A 17,644-nucleotide genomic window follows, 5' to 3' on the forward strand; every position below is an offset into this window, starting at 1 on the left:
CCTTACTGCTTGTCGTTCCCACACTTGCCTGAACACAAAAAAGCCCCCGACAGCCAATGGCTGTTCGAGGGTGGCGCGTCGCAGCTGCGAGCTGACGTAAAGGAGCTACATCGTCGGCTCAGCGCTGGACGCGCCGGCCGATTACGAGTCGCTCGATTCGATTCACGCGCTCGACGGTATGTGCGCGCAAGTCGTTGAGTCAAACTTCTGACCAATGGTGTCTCATTATGTGAGACAGAGCGGTTGTTCGGGTTCAATCACCACAATGCGAGGATGGGGGTGTGTCATCACCGCATCAGTCCGTGCCACCAGGTCGATCGTCCCATACGTCCGCTGACGGATCGGAGACGGGTGTCTACCCGAGCGTTCAGTTCCGCAGTGATTGGCTATGGCTGTTCGCCATCCTCATCGTGCCGCTCGTGATCACCTGGCCGCTGTGGCTGACCAGACTGAAGACCGTGGTCAGCGATAACGGACTGGAGGTGCGCGGGCTGGTGCGCACCCGCCGCGTGCCGTGGTCGGAGATCTCCGGCGTCCGCATTCCGGGATTCGGCGGTGTGCGCGCGACGCTGACCGATGGGAGCGAAATCGCGCTGCCCGGCGTTGATTTCGGACGTATCCGACAGTTCGTGCACGCCTCGCGGGGCCGCCTCGACGATCCGGGTGAGCGCGTGATCGCCGTCTCGCGGCTCGCACACCTCGCGGTATTCGTGGTGCTGCTCGGCGCGATCTTCCCGTTCGCGGGCTGGCCGCAGGTGCTCTGGGTGCTGTTCATTGTTCCGATCGCGCTGGCGGTGTGGGTGGAGCGCACCCGGACCAAGGTGTCGAATGCGGGACTCGACCTGCGCAGCGTATTCGGACAGCGGCATATCGATTGGGCGCAGGTCAAGGGGCTCGAGATCCCCAAGCGCGGGTATCTGCGACTGCATCTCACCGATGACGCCAAGGTGACATTGCCCGCGGTCGGCTACGACCGGCTGGCCGATCTGGTGGAGGCGTCGGGCGGGCGGATTCCGGATCCGTTCGTCGAACCGGAGGACGCGGACGCCCCGGACTCGGAGAACACCACGGACGCCGAGAAGACCGCAGACACCGAGAACACCGAGCAGGCCGAGTCCACGGACGAACCGGCCCAGGCCGACAGCGAGCGGTAGCGGCGAGCGGACCTCGCGCACCGGATGCACACCCACGCACCCGTTCCAGCACTTGGAGCGGGTGCGTATTCGTACAAAGGGTGCGCAGTTCTGCGGTCTGTGCGGACGCCACATAACGGCGGAGTAACGTGTGATGGCCGCCGAAGCGATTCGGCGCAGTCGCTAACAGCCCCCCGCGACGAGACCCCGAGGACCTATCCATGCCACCGCTTCGCTCACGCACCACCACCGTCGGCCGCAATGCCGCGGGCGCTCGTTCCCTCTGGCGCGCCACCGGTCTCACCGACTCCGACTTCGGTAAGCCGATCATCGCCATCGCGAACTCCTACACCCAGTTCGTACCCGGTCACGTGCACCTGAAGGACGTCGGCGAGATCGTGGCCGAGGCGATTCGCGAGGCGGGCGGCGTCGCCCGCGAGTTCCACACCATTGCCGTGGACGACGGTATCGCCATGGGACACGGCGGCATGCTGTACTCGCTGCCGTCGCGCGAGATCATCGCCGATTCCGTGGAGTACATGGCGAATGCCCACACCGCCGACGCGCTGGTGTGTATCTCCAACTGCGACAAGATCACTCCCGGCATGCTCAATGCCGCCATGCGGCTGAATATCCCGGCCGTCTTCGTCTCCGGTGGACCGATGGAGGCCGGTAAGGCCGTCGTGGTCGACGGTGTGGCGCAGGCCCCCACCGACCTCATCACCGCCATCTCGGCGAGCGCCTCCTCCACCGTCACCGATGAGGGCCTGGACGAGGTCGAGCGTTCCGCCTGCCCGACCTGTGGTTCCTGTTCCGGCATGTTCACCGCCAATTCCATGAACTGCCTCACCGAGGCGCTGGGTCTGGCGCTGCCGGGCAATGGCTCGACGCTGGCCACCCATGCCGCCCGCCGGGCGCTGTTCCAGAACGCCGGTCGGGTCATCGTGGATATCGCCAACCGCTGGTACCGCACCGACGACGCCTCCGTACTGCCGCGAAATGTGGCCAATGCGAAGGCCTTCCGCAATGCCATGGCCCTCGATGTCGCCATGGGCGGGTCCACCAATACCGTGCTGCACACCCTCGCCGCCGCGCAGGAGGGTGAGATCGACTTCGATCTGCAGACCATCGACGAGATCTCGCGTCGGGTGCCGTGCCTGTCCAAGGTGTCGCCGAACTCCGACTACCACATGGAGGATGTGCACCGGGCCGGTGGCATTCCCGCCATCCTCGGTGAGCTGCGCCGTGGCGGACTGCTCGAAACCGATGTCACCACCGTGCACACCGCGTCCTTCGACCAGTGGCTCGACGAGTGGGATATCCGCTCCGGCAAGGCTTCCGAGACGGCCATCGAACTGTTCCACGCCGCGCCGGGTGGCGTGCGCACCACCGTGCCGTTCTCCACCGAGAACCGCTGGTCCTCCCTGGATACCGATCAGGCTGGAGGCTGCATTCGCTCGGTCGAGCACGCCTACACGGTCGAGGGTGGACTGTGCGTGCTGCGCGGCAATATCGCTCCCGATGGCGCCATCCTGAAGACCGCGGGTATCGATGAGGATCTGTTCACCTTCGAGGGTCCGGCCGTGGTGGTCGAATCCCAGGAGGAGGCGGTCTCGCTCATTCTCGGCAAGAAGATCGTGCCGGGTGATGTGGTCGTGGTCCGCTACGAGGGTCCCTCGGGCGGTCCCGGCATGCAGGAAATGTTGCACCCCACGTCATTCCTGAAGGGTGTTGGTCTGGGCAAGGTCTGTGCGCTCATCACCGACGGCCGGTTCTCGGGCGGTACCTCCGGTCTGTCCATCGGACACGTTTCCCCGGAGGCGGCGAGCGGCGGAACGATCGGTCTGATCGAGACGGGTGACCGAATTCGCATCGATGTGCACACCCGAGCACTTGAACTTTTGGTTTCCGATGGTGTATTGGCCGATCGGCGCGCGAAAATGGAAGCGTCCGAACGGCCGTGGCAGCCCGCCAACCGCGACCGTCCCGTCACCACAGCCCTGCGGGCATACGCCGCGCTCGCGACGTCCGCCGATAAGGGCGCCGTCCGGCGGGTGCCGTAACTCTCTAGGGGTAAGCGTGACAATCGAATACACCGGCAAGGTCGATGCGATGCTTGTCGAATACTCGGCCATGCTCGACCGCTGTGATGTCCGGAATACGCAAGCGCGTGAAATTCTGGCGGAGGCCGAAGCGCTCGCCGCGGAAACGCGGGAGCTCTTCGGGGCCGAATATTCCGCACCCGCCGATGAGGCCGCGGGGATCCGGGCGCAGCGCGATGCCCTGGATGCCCAGGTCAATGCCAAATCCCAGGAGGTACAGCGCCTGCATCGGGAGAACTTCGATGAATGGCGGAGGTTCACCGACACCGAGTGGTGAGGGACCGTAATGCGCAACGGCCGAGGCGATCTGTCGCGAACCGCGATGTGATCGTCTCGGCCGTTGTGGTTTTCCGCGCGGCGTCTTCCGTGCTGTGCGGTCAGTTGAAGGGGCCGACCCCGGTGAGGGGGTTGCCGCCGTGCAGCCAGAGCCAGGTGCCGATGGCGGCGGCCACGGCCGCCACCAGGGCGGCCAGGGACCCGAGGAAAGGCCTGGTGGCCCAGCCGCGGTTGCGGTCGAGGGAGAGGCGTCCCGGACCGGTGAGAATAATGGCCGCGGCCGCACCGGCGAGAATGGATTCCAATTCGACGGCACTGTCTCCGGCCTTGTACTGGAAGCCCGGGACCATGCCCTGCTTCCAGAACCAGGCGCTGATGATGGTCGCCAGGACCGCGCCCGCCGCGAGGGGGGTGGCGAGGCCGAGGACGATCAGGATGCCGCCGCCGAGTTCGCTGACAATGAGGAAGGCCGCGCCGATATCGGCCTGGCTCCAGCCGCCGTTCTCCAACATATCGCGGGTGCCCTCGAGACCCGGGCCGTGGAACCAACCGGTCAGCTTCTGCAGCCCGTGGTAGATGAAGGTACCGCCGACCACCAGGCGCAGCAGGAGCAATCCGAGGTCGAGCGTGCCGCGACGGTCGTCTCGGCGACGCAGCCGACCGGTATCGCCGGGCGCGGTGGGCGCGGGCGGAATGCTCGCGAACGCATAGGACGGGGAGATGCCCTCGGTATCCAAGGCCGGATCTGTCGTGGCATCGCTGCCGATACCTTGGGCCGCGCCACCATCCTGCACGCCACCGATCCCCTGCGCGCCGCCGACATCCTGCGCGCCGCCGACACCTTGGGCGGCAGCGCCGAAGCCCGGTGCGGCACCGCCGCCGGGCCCCTGCGCCGGGCCACCGCCCTGCACCTCGGCGCGCGTCGGCACGTCGAGGTCGAGCCCCAATTCCTCGTCGGTGCGCGGAATTTCCTTGGTGAAGTCCGCGCCGGGCGTGGAAATCTGCTCGGTCGGACTGTCGAAGGGGCTGCGCACCGGCTCGCCCGACCTCGGCGCGGACGCGGGTTCACCAGACCCCGCCGCAGCGGTTGGATCGTTCGGCTTGTCAGTCACGCGGGTCAGGGTAAGCCGCCCGAGCCGCCTACGCGCGGCAGTCGACTGGCGTGTCCGGTTCGATATTCACACGGACCTGTCGGAAAATCCCGCTGTGCCCACCCCGTCCGAGCGGGCGCGGCGGGTTTTCCGTAACGTTCTCAACATGAAGTTGGTTGCCGGAGGCCGAGTCAGGGTCTGCGCGGGGAAGGTCGCGGTCGGTCTGGTGGTCGGGGTGACGCTACTGGCCGGATGTGCCCGCTTCGACGATTCCGCGTCGAGCCCGTTCACGCCCGAACCGGACTGGCAGGATGCCGATCTGAAGACTTCCCAACCGCAGGAGTCGCCGTCCGAGCGGGCGCGGCCCGATCTGCCGTGTGTGGATCCGGATCCGGCGGTGGTGGTGTCGTGCCTGGATACCACCGGCGGGCTGGTCACCCTCTCGGATGGGGTGAGCGCACTGGTCGGCGAACGCACCACCGGACGCATTCTGAAGGTGGAGGCCACCTCCGAGGGCGTGCCACCCGATCCGATCGAAGTCACGCGGGTGGATGTGGATCCGACCGGCGATGGCGGTCTCACCTCACTCGTACTCTCGCCCAGCTTCTCCGAGGACGGGCTGCTCTACGCCTACGTCACCACCGGATCGGACAATCGGGTGGTGCGCATCTCCACCCAGGGCGGCGGTGAGGCCAAACCGATCCTCACCGGAATCCCCAAGGGCGCCAACGGCAATCGCGGCTCGATCGACTTCCATACACCCAACCGCATGGTGGTGCTCACCGGCGACGCGGGCAATCCCTCGGCCGCCGCCGACAATGGATCGCTGGCCGGAAAGCTGCTGGCGGTGAACTCCCCCGCCCCCGGTGCCGCCGCGGAAATCATGCTCGCCGGAATCGGTGTCGCGGGCGGCGTGTGCTCCGATCACGCCGAGAGCATCTGGATCACCGACCGCACCGCCACCGAGGACCGTCTGCAGCGTGTGGGCCCCGACGGCGTCGCCACCAAGGCCTGGAGCTGGCCCGATCACCCCGGCGTAGCGGGCTGTGTCGCCGCATCCGACGGCGTCGCCATCGCCCTCACCAATCAGAAGGCCCTGGCAATCGCCGAGGCGGACAAGGGCACGCACGCCATTACCGCCGCGCCCACACTGCTGTCCCAGGACAAGTACGGCCAGCTCGACGCCGCCGCCCTCGGCGGTGACGGCACCATCTGGGTCACCACCGTCAATAAGACCGGCGGCCAACCCAACGAGTACGACGACCGCGTCGTCCGTATCCCGCCGCCCTCCGGCGGCCCGGGCAACGGACCGGACTAGTCGGCGACCGCGTGCCGCACGGGCGCGACCCCGTGCGGGGCCGCCGTTTCGACGCGCGACACCGCACTCTCGATATTCGGCACCGTCATCGGGCGGGCGATCAGCCGAGTTCGTAGTCCAGCCAGATGCGGTGGGTACCGTCCGCGTCTACGGCAATGCCGCCGGTGCCGGTGATCCCGGCCAATTCGTCGGTGCCGCTGGCCGGCACGATGGTGAAGAATTCAGCGGTGCGGTCCGTGCCGGTGGTGCTGGCGGCATGGACGAAATTGAAAGCACCGGGTCGGCCGTTCACCGAACCTTCGAAGGACTCCATGGCGATATAGCTCCCGACCCCGGTCTCCTGGTCGAAGGCGGACGTGAAAACCGTTGCGGCGCGGCCGGATAGCTCACCGACAAAGACCTTCTCCATGGTCGCCACACCCACCGGCAGCGCGGTCGGGACAGCCGGGTCGGGCACCAGCTCGGTAGGGACGAACGATTTGACGGAGAAGGTTCCGGTAGCTCGCATGGCCGAAGGCTAACGGCCGGCACCGACAGGTTGCTACTGAGCGTGGAAGCGCACAGTCCCGTCATCCCGGCGTGATTTCGGCCGGGATCCACTCCTGCTGAGGTGTGGATTCCGGTCGAAAGCCTGCCGGAATGGTGAGGGATAAGCCGAACTATCCCGCCCGAACTATCCGGCGACCCCGCACGCGGCGAGCACCAGTTCGCGAACGCGCGCCGCGTCGGCCTGGCCACGGGTGGCCTTCATGACGTCGCCGACCACCTTGCCCGCGGCCTGGACCTTGCCGGAGCGGATCTTCTCGGCGATATCCGGATTCGCGGCCAGGGCCTTGTCGACCTCGGACTGCAGGGCGGAGTCGTCGCTGACCATGCCGAGGCCCTTGGTCTCGACGATCTGCGCGGGTTCGCCCTCCCCTGCGAGGACGAAGTCGACGACCTGCTTGGCGACCTTGTTGTTAATGGTCTTGGCCTCGACCAGCCCGGCCACCTCGGCGACCTGCTTCGGGGTGATGGGCAGTTCGTCGAGGGCGACCTCGCGCTCCTTGGCCTTCTCGGTGAGATAGGCGACCCACCAGGAGCGGGCGGCGTCGACCGAGGCACCGGCGTCGACGGTGGCGATGATGAGGTCCAGCGCATCCGCGTTCACCAGATCGCGGAACACCTCGTCGGACAGGCCCCAATCGGCCTTGATCCGGCCGCGGCGCAGCCACGGGTACTCCGGAATGGTGGTGCGCAGCTGTTCGACCCAGGCCGCGTCGGGCGCGATGGGTTCGAGGTCCGGCTCGGGGAAGTAGCGGTAGTCCTCGGCAGTCTCCTTGACGCGACCGGCGGAGGTGGAGCCGTCGGACTCGTGGAAGTGGCGGGTCTCCTGGACGATTTCGCCGCCACCGGCGAGCACCGCGGCCTGGCGGCGCATCTCGTAGCGCACCGCCACCTCGACGCTGCGCAGCGAGTTCACATTCTTGGTCTCGGTGCGGGTGCCGAATACGGTGGCGCCCTTGGGCATCAGCGAGACATTGGCGTCGCAGCGCAGCGAGCCCTGCTCCATCTTCACGTCCGACACGTCGAGGGATTTGAGCACCTCGCGCAGCGCGGTCACGTAGGCGCGCGCCACCTCGGGCGCCCGCTCCCCCGCCCCGGTAATGGGCTTGGTCACGATCTCGATGAGTGGCACACCGGCGCGGTTGTAATCCAGCAGCGAGTGCGAGGCACCGTGAATACGTCCGGTCGCACCGCCGACATGCGACGACTTACCGGTGTCCTCCTCCATGTGCGCGCGCTCGATGGCGACGCGGAAGACGGACCCGTCGTCGAGCACCACATCGAGGAACCCCTCGGTGGCAATGGGCTCGTCGTACTGGCTGATCTGGTAGTTCTTCGGCTGGTCCGGGTAGAAGTAGTTCTTCCGCGCGAACCGCCCCCACGGCGTGATGGAGCAGTTCAGCGCCAGCCCGATGCGGATGGCGGACTCCACGGCCTTCTCGTTCACCACCGGCAGCGACCCGGGCAGGCCGAGGCATACCGGGCACACCTGGGTATTCGGCTCGGCGCCGAACTCGGTGGGGCAACCGCAGAACATCTTGGTCGCGGTACCCAGCTCGACATGGACCTCCATGCCCAGCACCGGCTCGTACCGGTCGATGACATCGGCGTAGTCCATCAAGTCCGCGGTCGCTGCACTCATGGCCATCAGTCTATGTACGGCTCGATGCCCGCGGTCCCCCAGGGCAGCCGTGCCTCGGTGCCCGGGGATCGTGGCGATCGACACGGACACGAAGGTGCGGCTCCACAACTAACGAAAGGTGTGCGGGAACCACCGAAAACGGCTCGTACCAGGCCGCGACCCGAATCGCGGCGGTACGGTTGGAGCATGACCGAGGAAGCCACGTTGAGCTACCACTGGTCCCGCGACGAGTTCGTTCGGGCCTGGGATGCCGATGTCTTCGAGCGCAGGGTGGAGCTGGTGGAGGGGGAGGTCTGGCCGGTGGTAATCGGGTCATGGCACGGCGAGACGGTAATGACCGTCGCTGCTGTGCTGCCGAGACGTGGTGTGCGGATTTCGAGTTCGACGCTGCCGACCGGGGACTCGCTACCGGACCCGGATTGTTGGGTACGGCGAAGGGATGCCGAGCCGACCGAGTCGATCGGCTCGCGGCTGGCGGTGTGGGATCCGAGAGATCTGCTGCTGGTCATCGAGGTGTCGGACGAAACCGTAATGCAGGACCTCGGTGTCAAGGCGAAGCTGTACGGCCGGGCCGGATATCCGGCGTACTGGGTGGTGACGAAGGACGTCATCTACGAACACACGGAGCCGACGGCGAGCGGCTATCGACTGCGTGCCGAGTACCGCGCAGGCGATCGGATCCCGATTCGCTACGCCGACACCGATCTTGCGGTCGACGACCTGCTGCATCCTGCCTGATCTGGTCCGAACTGACGAGAGGTGCCTACCGGCGAAGTGTCTCGCCGGTAGGTCCTCTTACACCACGTGGACTTCAGTCGGCCGCGATGGCGTCCACGATGGGCAGCCGCGCGGCGCGCAGCGCCGGTGGGATCGAGCCGAGCAGCGCCAGCAACAGGGCGACAATGGCGTAGACCAGCAGCAGTGGGCTGGGCTGGTAGGTGATATCCAGCGATACGACCTGGCTCATGGCAATAGTGGCCAGGTAGTGGACGGCCGCGCCGACCCCCAATCCGATTGCCGCGCCGACCACTCCGATACCGGCGGCCTCGGCGAGCACGGTCCGGAGCAGGAAGCGTCGGCTGGTGCCCATGGCGCGCAGTACCCCGAGTTCGCGGCGGCGTTCCAGCACCGAGAGCATGAGGGTATTGAGCAGCGCGACCGTGGAGACCAGCACCACGATCCACAGGATCGACGTACTGATCGAGGTGCCCTGCTCCACACTGCCCGATATCTCGGCGACGGCGCCCGGGCCGGTGTCCACGTGCAATTCCGGTGGGACGACCGCGCGGATCGCGGCGAATACCTGTTCCGGGTCGGCGTCGGGCAGGAAATCGACGCCGATAATGGTTTCGCCGGGACGCTGGTACCACTGCCGCAGAATTTCCAGGTCCATCTGCACCACCCCCGAGATTGCGGAGAAGTACGGAACCACCTGCAGCACTTCGACCTTGTGCACACCGCTGGGTGTCGGCAGGTCCAGTTCGGAGCCCTCGCTCACGCCGAGCGATCGTGCGATATCACGGGATATCACCACACCTTCACCGGCGGCCATGCGGCGCAAGACATCCGAGCTCAGTGAATCGGTCGAGGCTTGCCGACCGGCACCGTCCTCGAAGGCTTGCAGCATTACCCGACCGCCACCGAGGGTGGTGAAGGCCATTTGCGCCGAGCCCGCACCCGCGACGCCCGGCACCGCGCTGATCTTGTCCTTCAAATCCGAGGGCAGTAGTGGCCCGGTCGGGAATTGCGCCATGGCGGTCGGGCTGACGAATACGTCGGTGACACCGAGGCCCTCGAAGGTCTCGGCCGCCGAATCGGCCATATCGCGGGTGGCATTGCCGATGGCCACGACGGCGGTGACGCCGATCATGACCGTCATGGCGGTCGCCCACACCCGCCGTGGCGCTCGCTCGACGGTGGTGGCGCCGAGGGCGCCCGGCGCACCGAATAGCCGTGCCACCACGGCTGTCGCTCGAACGATCGGTCCGGTGGCGGCGAAGCACAGGAATACCGCTCCGGTAATGGCCAGCGAGGTCGACGCCATGGATAGCCGCCCGAAATCGCCGTTCGCGATGTAGATCGACGCCCCGATCAGGCCGATACCGCCGACCACCGCGACCCAGCGCAGCACCGGATTGACCACATCGGAGGTGGATACGCCCACCGGTGCGAGCGCCTCGATCGGCGAAACCTTGTACACCTGACGGGCGGCGAGCGCGGCGGCTCCGACACTGGCCAGCACGCAGGCCGCCACGGCAACCGGTATGGCATAGCCGGGCACCATGTATTCGGTGCGCGCCTCCACCGCGTTCAGCATGGCCGCGGGCAGCCGATCGATGGCCTGGCTGCCCATCACAATTCCGATCAGCGCGCCGATCAGGCCGCCGAGCAGGCCCAGCAGCGCCGCTTCGGCAATGAGATCGCGCACCATGGGGGTGCGGCGGCCGCCGATGGCACGCAGCAGCGACAGCTGCGGACGGCGTTGTGCCACCGCCATACTCATGGCGTTGTAGATGAGGAAGGCCGAGACGATGAGCGCCGCCGCCGAGGACGCGAGCGTCGACAGTCGCACCAGTTGCACGCTGCCGCTCGCCTGCGCGGTGCGCAGACTCGGGTCGGCGACCACCGCACGGCCGTCGACCGCCTCGGACAGGGACGAACGCAGTTGTCCCACATCAGTATTCGGAGCGGCGATAATCTGGATGGAGTCGAGCCTGCCGACCCGGTCGGTAATCTGCTGCGCCACCGGAAGCAGGGCGACGATGAGGTGTCCGTCATTGAGCGCGGCAGCGGCGGGGTCGTCGATCACGCCCGCGACAGTGACGGTGCTGGTGCCGATCTGGAACTTCTCGCCGGCCTCTCGACCAATGCCCGTGCCGACCAGTACCCCCTTGGGCACGGTCATCAGTTTGGTCGCCTGATCGCTCAGCGCCCCGTCGAGGGTGCTGCCGAGCTGGGCGATGCTGGCGTCCGCGCCGATCAGCAGCGCCCGGTCGTCATCGGCCCCGACACCCTGCCGCAGCATGGGCACGGCGGCCTCCACCCCCGGAACGCCCCGAACCTGTTGCAGCAGTTGTTGTTCGAATCCCGAATCGGTGATGCCGCTGACCTCCAATACCGCATCTCCGCCGAGGCTCTCGGTCAGCTTGTCCACCGATCCGGTAATGGATCCGGAGATGCTGAATACCGAGACCAGCAGACCCGCCGAGACTCCCATGACAACCATCGCCATGGTGGTGCGACCGCGATGGGCGAGCAGTTCTCCGATATTGAACAGCCGCAATCTATCCCAGGCCGCGCGAATCATGGACGCACCGCCCCGGCGGTTTCGGAGTCAGCCCCAGCGGTTTCGGAGTCAGCTGCGGCATTATCGGTCATCGATTCGGTCAGTTCCACCGGCATAGTGCGGATCTCACCATTATCGGTGTGCTCGACGCGCTCATTGGACCTGATCTTGCCGTCCCGCAGGGTGACCAGCCGATCGCAGTACCGCACCGCACCCATATCGTGGGTCACCATCACCACCGAGTTCCCCTGCCGGGTGATATCGCCGAGCAGCTCCAGAATCGAGGCCCCGGTCTTGGAATCCAGGTTGCCGGTCGGCTCATCGGCCAGGATGAGTGGCGGATCCATGATCAGCGCCCGCGCCACCGCGACGCGCTGCATCTGCCCGCCGGACAGTTCGGCCGGCCGGTGCTCGGCGCGATCGGCGAGTCCGACCAGATCCAGCAGCTCCAGTGCGCGCGGCTTCGCCTTACGTAATCCGGTGCCGTCCAGCAGTTTCGGAATAGCGACGTTCTCCCACGCCGACAGTGTGGGCAGCAGGTTGAAGAACTGGAAGATGAAACCGACGCGATGCCTGCGGAATTCGGACTGCCGGTCGTCGTCGAGACCACCGATCTCCGCACCCTGGAAACGAATCGACCCGGTACCGGGAGAATCCAAGGCCCCCAGCAGGTGCAGCAGGGTGCTCTTGCCGGAGCCGGACGGCCCGACAATGGCGGTGAATTGTCCCGGTTCGATGCGCAGGCTGACGCCGTCGAGCGCGCGCACCACCTGGCCGCCCACCTTGTATTCCTTGGTTACGTCGGTCAGTTCCAGCATGGTTTTCCCCTCGTCGAGATGCGTAGTTCAGTGTGCGTAGGCGCTGGCGCGCGGTTGCCCCATCAGTCGATCGGTGTCGTAGGTATCGAGGATGGCCCGGACCCCCGGCTGTTCGGCCGCCAGTTCGAGATACACCTCGACGGCCGACTTGCCCTGTGCCAGTGCGTGTTCCATTTTCACGCGCAAATGGTTGTCCCAGCGGTACCGCAGCGCCAGCAGTACGCCCGCGGGCCCGCCGAACAGCCGGTTCAGCTCCGGAATTCCGTCGAACAGTCTGGGATCAGCGGCATTTCGTGCCGCGCGATCGACAACAGTGTGCAGAATGTCCATCCGAGTGTGCAGGTCTGTCCAGGACATGGCTCCAACCTTTCGTTGTTCGCCCGGATTGTTGGCGTACCGGACAACTCGATATCGCAAACGCTACTGACCTCCCCATGCCCTGTCTTCGTGCTCCGGACGCGACTCGCTCTCCTACCGGGGTAGGAGACCAACCCCGCTCAACGAAGGATGCGCGGGGGTGAATCGGGCCATTAGCCTTACAGAATGAACGTGACCGACGCCACCTCACCCGCACCCGCGGTGCCGGTCGGGCGTCGTGTGTGGGACGGCGCCCGGCGCAGCGGCGAACGGATGGGGCGGTTCGCACGCCATCCGGCCATCGAGTTCCGCCGCAATGTCGACGACCTGCCGTGGGACTATCCGGCGTCGGTGGTCATGCTGCTGGATGCGGTGCTGCTGGTGGTGGCGACCATCGCGATGATTCAGCGGCACGAGTACCTGCCCAACCTGCTGCCACTGCTGGCCATGGCCCTCACCTACGTCACGGGCCCGCTGTACGCGTTCTTCGGTGTCGTACCGAAGCCGCTGATGATCGCCGGGCTGGCCATGGGCGCGACCGCGCTGTTCCTGGCCCACCCGGTCGAGAACGATGTCGCGCCGCTCATCCTGGTGCTGGCCGCGGGCGAGGTCACCGCGATCGCCACGGTATGGGTCAGCGCACCAGTAACCATCGCGATGCTGCTGCAGCTCGCTCTCTTTGCTCGGATCGGACATATCGACGGCCTGATCCAATACAGCGGCGGGGTGGTGTGCGGCTGGATGACCGGCCGGATGCTGCTCTACCAGACCCGGTATCTGCGCCAGGAGCGCGAGTATCAAGATGTCCGGGCCACCCAGGCCGCCGACGAGGAGCGCCGTCGCATTGCCAGGGAGGTGCACGACGTGATCGCCCATTCATTGAGCGTCACCCTGTTGCATGTCACCGCCGCCCGCCACAGCCTGCAGACCGATCGTGATGTCGACGAGGCCGTGGACGCGCTCACCGATGCCGAACGGCTGGGGCGCCAGGCCATGGCCGATATTCGCCGAACCGTCGGCCTGTTGGATCAACGACCGTCCCGGATCACCCCCGAACCCGGCCTCGACGACATCGGTGATCTGGTCAGCGACTTCCTGCGGGCCGGAATGGCGATCGACCACCGGCTCGACGGTGATTCGAATGCCGTCTCGGCGGGGCTCGGGCTGGCGGTGTACCGGATCTGCCAGGAATCGCTGGCGAATATCGCCAAACACGCCTCCGGTGCGAGTGTGCGGCTGCGAATCGAGGTATGCGCCAAGGAGGTCAGGGTGCGGGTGAGCAATACGCTGCCCGCAGGTGCGACGCACCGACCCGGGCGGGGCATGGGTATCTCGGGGATGCGCCAGCGCGCCATGATGCTCGGCGGCGGGCTCAGTGCCGGGCCCAGCGGTGAGGGGTGGCGGGTGGACGCCCGAATCCCGTACTCCGGACAGCCGTACTCCTGCGTCGCCGAGGATTCGGTCCGCTCGGTCATGGCGTCGGTAACTCGCAAACTGCACGAGGGGCGCGACGAATCGGCCGCACTCCCCCAGCGCCAGGAGGGTGTGTGAGCTCCGACGAGCAATTCATCGAGGTCCTCGTCGTCGACGATCAGGAACTCGTGCGCGGCGGATTGCGCCGAATCCTGCGTCGCCGTGACGGTTTCACCATCAGCGAATGCGCAGACGGCGATGAGGTGCCCGCCGCGATCGCCGCGCACCGGCCCGATGTGGTGATGATGGATCTGCGGATGAAACGCGTCGGCGGTATCGAGGCCACCCGTACCGTGCGCGAGCGCGACGACGCCCCACCGGTTTTGGTGCTCACCACCTTCGACGACGAGCAATTGCTCTCCGGTGCGCTGCGAGCGGGTGCGGCCGGATTCATTCTCAAGGATTCCCCGGCCGAGGATCTGATCCGTGCGGTGCGCACGGTGGCGGCGGGTGGTTCCTGGTTGGATCCGACGGTGACCCCGCAGGTACTCGACGCATACCGGACGGTCCGACCCACCCGGTCCCCCGTCGGCAATCGCCTCGCCGAACTCACCGCCCGCGAATTGGAGGTACTCGAACTCATCGGGCGTGGCAGTCTGAACGCGGAGATCGCCCGGACCCTGGGCATCTCGGAAGTAACCGTGAAAAGCCATGTGGGACACATTTTCGGTAAGCTGGGACTACGCGACCGGGCAGCGGCGATCGTCTTCGCGTTTGACCACGGCGTAGTCGCACCCGGACAATCCAATTCCTGACGGGCATTTTTCGGTCGCCTCGGTCGTGACCGGTCCGGGAGTTGGAGGTTTTACGGGGTGGATGCACCGCCATCGCGGGCCGGGAGCAGATTCGGCCCGTACGAGTTGCGCACGCTGCTGGGCAAGGGCGGCATGGGTGAGGTCTACGAGGCCTACGACACCAATAAGGACCGCGTCGTCGCGCTCAAACTGCTACCTGCCGAGCTCGCGGAAGACCCCTCCTATCAGGAACGTTTCCGCCGCGAATCGCAGGCGGCGGCGAGACTGGCGGAACCGCACATCATTCCGATCCACGACTGGGGCGAGATCGACGGTGTGCTCTACATCGATATGCGCCTCGTTCGCGGACAGGATCTGCGCTCGCTGCTGAATACACACGGCACACTGTCGCCCGCCCGCGCGGTCGGACTACTCGAGCAGATCGCGGCCGGGTTGGACGCCGCGCACTATTCGGGGCTGGTACACCGCGATGTGAAACCCGCCAATATCCTTGTCACTGATGCGGATTTCGCATATCTCGCGGATTTCGGCATCGCGCGCACCGAGGGCGACACCGCCGTCACCATGGCTGGGACCGCGGTCGGCTCCTACGCCTATATGGCGCCCGAACGCTTCGATGTCGGGCCGGTGACGGGTCGGGCCGATATCTACTCGCTGGGCTGTGTGCTGCACGAATGCCTGACGGGCACACGGCCTTTCCCGGCACAGAATATGAGCGAGCTGATTCGGGCGCATCTGTCGCAGTCACCGCCACCGGCCACCGCGCTGCGACCCGGGATTCCGCCGGCGCTGGATTCGGTGATCGCGCGAGCACTGGCCAAGAATCCGAATGACCGGTACTACACCGCCGGGGAATTCGCCTCCGCGGCGCGCATCGCGCTGATGGGCGGTCCGGTCACCGCGCCACCCACCGAATCACTCCCACCCGGACGCATGGTGCCCCCGCCGACCGTACGCAGTACCCCACCGGGCGCGGTCGGTGCACCACCCACCAGCGCGATGCCCCCGGTCGGCAAATCCGATCCGACTGTGGTGCAGGGCAATCCCCGCACCGATCCCGGTACGGGCGCGTTTCCGCCGTATACCACCGGCGGCTTCCCGCCGGTGAGCGGCGAGCATCCGTCCGCCAGTGACCTGCCGGTCATCGTGCCCGCCGATCCGACGGTGGTGCGGCCCAGTGATTTCTACTTCACACCGCTGCCGCCGAATGAGGACAACCCACAGCCCAGTTCGCCGTGGGGGCATCAGCAGTCGTCGTACTCGTCGGGCCCGCAGGACTTTCCGTACGCGCCCGCACCCGATCCGTCCGCCTACCCGACCTCGTCGCATCCGCGCCAGCACGCCCCCGAGCCGGCCTACCGGCCACCACGGCGGCGCTCCATCGCGGTACCGATGGCGGTGGGCGCGCTCGCCATCGCGGTGGCCGCGGTGGCCGGTGCGCTCGGTTGGCAAATCATCGACGGTGGCGGTGACGAATCACCGACCATGACTGCGGAGCAAGGCAATCCAGGAGTGGCGCCACCTCCTATCGGTGCGCCTTCCACGACTCCGACCACCACGACCTCCGCTGCGCCGACCACGGTGCAGCTACCGGCGGGGGCGACGCCGTGCCCGTCGGTCTTCGGCTCGCTCAACGGCTACACGGACTCCGCGATCGGAAGTACGGTTACCAGTTGCCCATTCGCCGAAGAGGTGCGTCGGGCCTATGCCGGTTCGACAGGAAATCAACCAGGTGCTGCCGCTACTGTAGTGGCCGTTAGTCCGGTTACGGGCCGGTCCTACACGATGAGTTGCACCGCCGCAGAGAAATTGGTGACCTGCGTCGGTGGTGAGAATGCGGTGGTGTATGTCTATTGATCCAACCCCGGCCTGTCGCAAGGCCATCGCGCGTGGAGTGACGCTCGCGGCCTTGATCGCGGTGTCGGCGTGCGGCGCCCAGGCCACCACCCCGGGTGTGCCGGTGGCGCAATCGGCCGATATCGCGCCCGCGGCGGCGGCCGACCCGCATATGTCGATGGCGGTCCCGAACCTGCCGGACCTCTTCGGCCTTCCTCGAACCATCTCTCTCGCAGCAGATTTCGCCGACCTCCAGGCCAGTCTCGACGGCCGCCTCGGGATGGCGATCATGCCGGTCGGTGGCGGCGACCTGACCCTGCTCGGCGACTGGAATACCGGTATCGCCTGGTCCACCATCAAGGTGCCGCTGGCATTGGCGGCGCTGCGCCACGACCCGAGTGGCATGCTGTCCACCGCCGAAGCGGCCATTACCTTCTCCGATAATGGTGCGGCACAAACACTCTGGAATTCGCTGGGCACCTCGAACGAGGCCGCTGACGCCGTGGAATCGGTATTGCGCGAGGGCGGCGACACGGTCACCGATGTCGCCGACCGCAAGAGCAGACTCGCGACGGTGGGCTCCGATGAGCTGATGGCCTTCGGTGCCACCAGTTGGGCGCTCGCCGATCAGGTGCGTTTCGCCTCCCGGCTGCCGTGCCTGTCGAACGCCAACTCGGTCGTCTCGCTCATGAGTGAGATCACCTCCAGCCAGAGTTGGGGTTTGGGCCGATTGATCGGCGCGGAATTCAAGGGCGGCTGGGGACCCGACGACGAGACCGGCGATTACACCGTGCGGCAATTCGGTCTGGTCCCGACGCTATCGGGTCCGATCGCGGTCGCACTGGCCGCCGAACCCACCTCCGGGGGTTTCGACGACGCCACCGACATGCTGGACCGCATGGCATTGCTGTTCGCCGATCACATACCCGAACTACACGGCGGAACCTGTACACACTGAAGCACCTGTTCAAACGTGATAGTCCCCACCGCATTTGACCGTGACGCGGTGAC

Annotated in this window: 15 protein-coding genes; 9 read left to right on the forward strand and 6 right to left on the reverse strand. The window is 66.5% G+C overall.

Annotation, left to right across the window (positions count from 1 at the left end; translation table 11 throughout):
* The first annotated feature begins 419 nt into the window (after positions 1-419).
* From NU1_RS40635 to NU1_RS25310, 3 genes are all read left to right on the forward strand, one after another.
* Positions 420-1,154 (forward strand): PH domain-containing protein, encoded by a 735-nt coding sequence (locus NU1_RS40635; RefSeq protein ID WP_169815135.1) that lies wholly within the window; start codon positions 420-422, stop codon positions 1,152-1,154.
* A 200-nt stretch (positions 1,155-1,354) separates the two neighbouring features.
* On the forward strand, positions 1,355-3,196 hold the full coding sequence (gene ilvD, locus NU1_RS25305) for a dihydroxy-acid dehydratase (RefSeq protein WP_067524919.1): 1,842 nt from the start codon (positions 1,355-1,357) through the stop codon (positions 3,194-3,196).
* A 16-nt stretch (positions 3,197-3,212) separates the two neighbouring features.
* Positions 3,213-3,512, forward strand: a complete 300-nt coding sequence (locus NU1_RS25310) for a hypothetical protein (RefSeq protein ID WP_067524923.1) — start codon at positions 3,213-3,215, stop codon at positions 3,510-3,512.
* Between the two features lie 100 nt (positions 3,513-3,612).
* On the opposite strand, the gene NU1_RS25315 is transcribed toward NU1_RS25310, so the two are convergent.
* Entirely contained in the window at positions 3,613-4,623 is a 1,011-nt protein-coding gene (locus NU1_RS25315) for a DoxX family protein (protein WP_067524924.1), read from the reverse strand.
* Between the two features lie 145 nt (positions 4,624-4,768).
* Between NU1_RS25315 and NU1_RS25320 the strand changes: the two genes are divergently transcribed.
* The gene (locus tag NU1_RS25320; RefSeq protein WP_067525089.1) at positions 4,769-5,920 is read left to right on the forward strand and encodes a PQQ-dependent sugar dehydrogenase; all 1,152 of its coding nucleotides are present in this window, start codon (positions 4,769-4,771) and stop codon (positions 5,918-5,920) included.
* 100 nt (positions 5,921-6,020) lie between these two features.
* Here the strand turns inward: NU1_RS25320 and NU1_RS25325 are convergent, their stop codons facing one another.
* Together NU1_RS25325 and gatB are read right to left on the reverse strand one after the other, a co-directional pair.
* The gene (locus NU1_RS25325; RefSeq protein WP_067524926.1) at positions 6,021-6,428 is read right to left on the reverse strand and encodes a DUF3224 domain-containing protein; all 408 of its coding nucleotides are present in this window, start codon (positions 6,426-6,428) and stop codon (positions 6,021-6,023) included.
* Positions 6,429-6,593: 165 nt separating this feature from the next.
* Entirely contained in the window at positions 6,594-8,108 is a 1,515-nt protein-coding gene (gene gatB, locus NU1_RS25330; protein WP_067525091.1) for an Asp-tRNA(Asn)/Glu-tRNA(Gln) amidotransferase subunit GatB, read from the reverse strand.
* Between the two features lie 186 nt (positions 8,109-8,294).
* Here gatB and NU1_RS25335 point away from each other — a divergent pair, with 186 nt between their 5' ends.
* Positions 8,295-8,846: a Uma2 family endonuclease gene (locus NU1_RS25335; protein WP_067524928.1), complete on the forward strand. Its 552-nt coding sequence runs from the start codon at positions 8,295-8,297 to the stop codon at positions 8,844-8,846.
* A gap of 73 nt (positions 8,847-8,919) precedes the next feature.
* On the opposite strand, the gene NU1_RS25340 is transcribed toward NU1_RS25335, so the two are convergent.
* Genes NU1_RS25340 through NU1_RS25350 form a run of 3 tightly spaced genes read right to left on the reverse strand, consistent with a single transcriptional unit; the run spans position 8,920 to position 12,569 of the window.
* The gene (locus NU1_RS25340; protein WP_067524931.1) at positions 8,920-11,415 is read right to left on the reverse strand and encodes an ABC transporter permease; all 2,496 of its coding nucleotides are present in this window, start codon (positions 11,413-11,415) and stop codon (positions 8,920-8,922) included.
* Entirely contained in the window at positions 11,412-12,212 is an 801-nt protein-coding gene (locus NU1_RS25345; protein WP_084521786.1) for an ABC transporter ATP-binding protein, read from the reverse strand. The genes NU1_RS25340 and NU1_RS25345 overlap by 4 nt, the downstream gene beginning before the upstream one ends.
* A gap of 27 nt (positions 12,213-12,239) precedes the next feature.
* Positions 12,240-12,569 (reverse strand): hypothetical protein, encoded by a 330-nt coding sequence (locus tag NU1_RS25350; RefSeq protein WP_067524933.1) that lies wholly within the window; start codon positions 12,567-12,569, stop codon positions 12,240-12,242.
* A gap of 186 nt (positions 12,570-12,755) precedes the next feature.
* On the opposite strand from NU1_RS25350, the gene NU1_RS25355 reads away from it, so the two are divergent.
* The 4 genes from NU1_RS25355 to NU1_RS25370 are packed head-to-tail and all read left to right on the forward strand — an operon-like array spanning position 12,756 to position 17,591.
* Positions 12,756-14,120: a histidine kinase gene (locus NU1_RS25355; RefSeq protein WP_067524935.1), complete on the forward strand. Its 1,365-nt coding sequence runs from the start codon at positions 12,756-12,758 to the stop codon at positions 14,118-14,120.
* Positions 14,117-14,797, forward strand: coding sequence for a response regulator (locus NU1_RS25360; RefSeq protein WP_067524937.1), 681 nt, complete (start codon positions 14,117-14,119; stop codon positions 14,795-14,797). The genes NU1_RS25355 and NU1_RS25360 overlap by 4 nt, the downstream gene beginning before the upstream one ends.
* Before the next feature lie 57 nt (positions 14,798-14,854).
* Positions 14,855-16,654 carry a serine/threonine-protein kinase gene (locus tag NU1_RS25365; RefSeq protein ID WP_067524940.1) on the forward strand — a complete coding sequence of 600 codons (1,800 nt, stop codon included), beginning with the start codon at positions 14,855-14,857 and terminating at the stop codon, positions 16,652-16,654.
* Positions 16,644-17,591 (forward strand): serine hydrolase, encoded by a 948-nt coding sequence (locus tag NU1_RS25370; protein ID WP_067524943.1) that lies wholly within the window; start codon positions 16,644-16,646, stop codon positions 17,589-17,591. The genes NU1_RS25365 and NU1_RS25370 overlap by 11 nt, the downstream gene beginning before the upstream one ends.
* Positions 17,592-17,644 lie beyond the last annotated feature (53 nt).

It is taken from the genome of Nocardia uniformis NBRC 13702, assembly GCF_001613345.1.
GTDB lineage: Bacteria > Actinomycetota > Actinomycetes > Mycobacteriales > Mycobacteriaceae > Nocardia > Nocardia uniformis.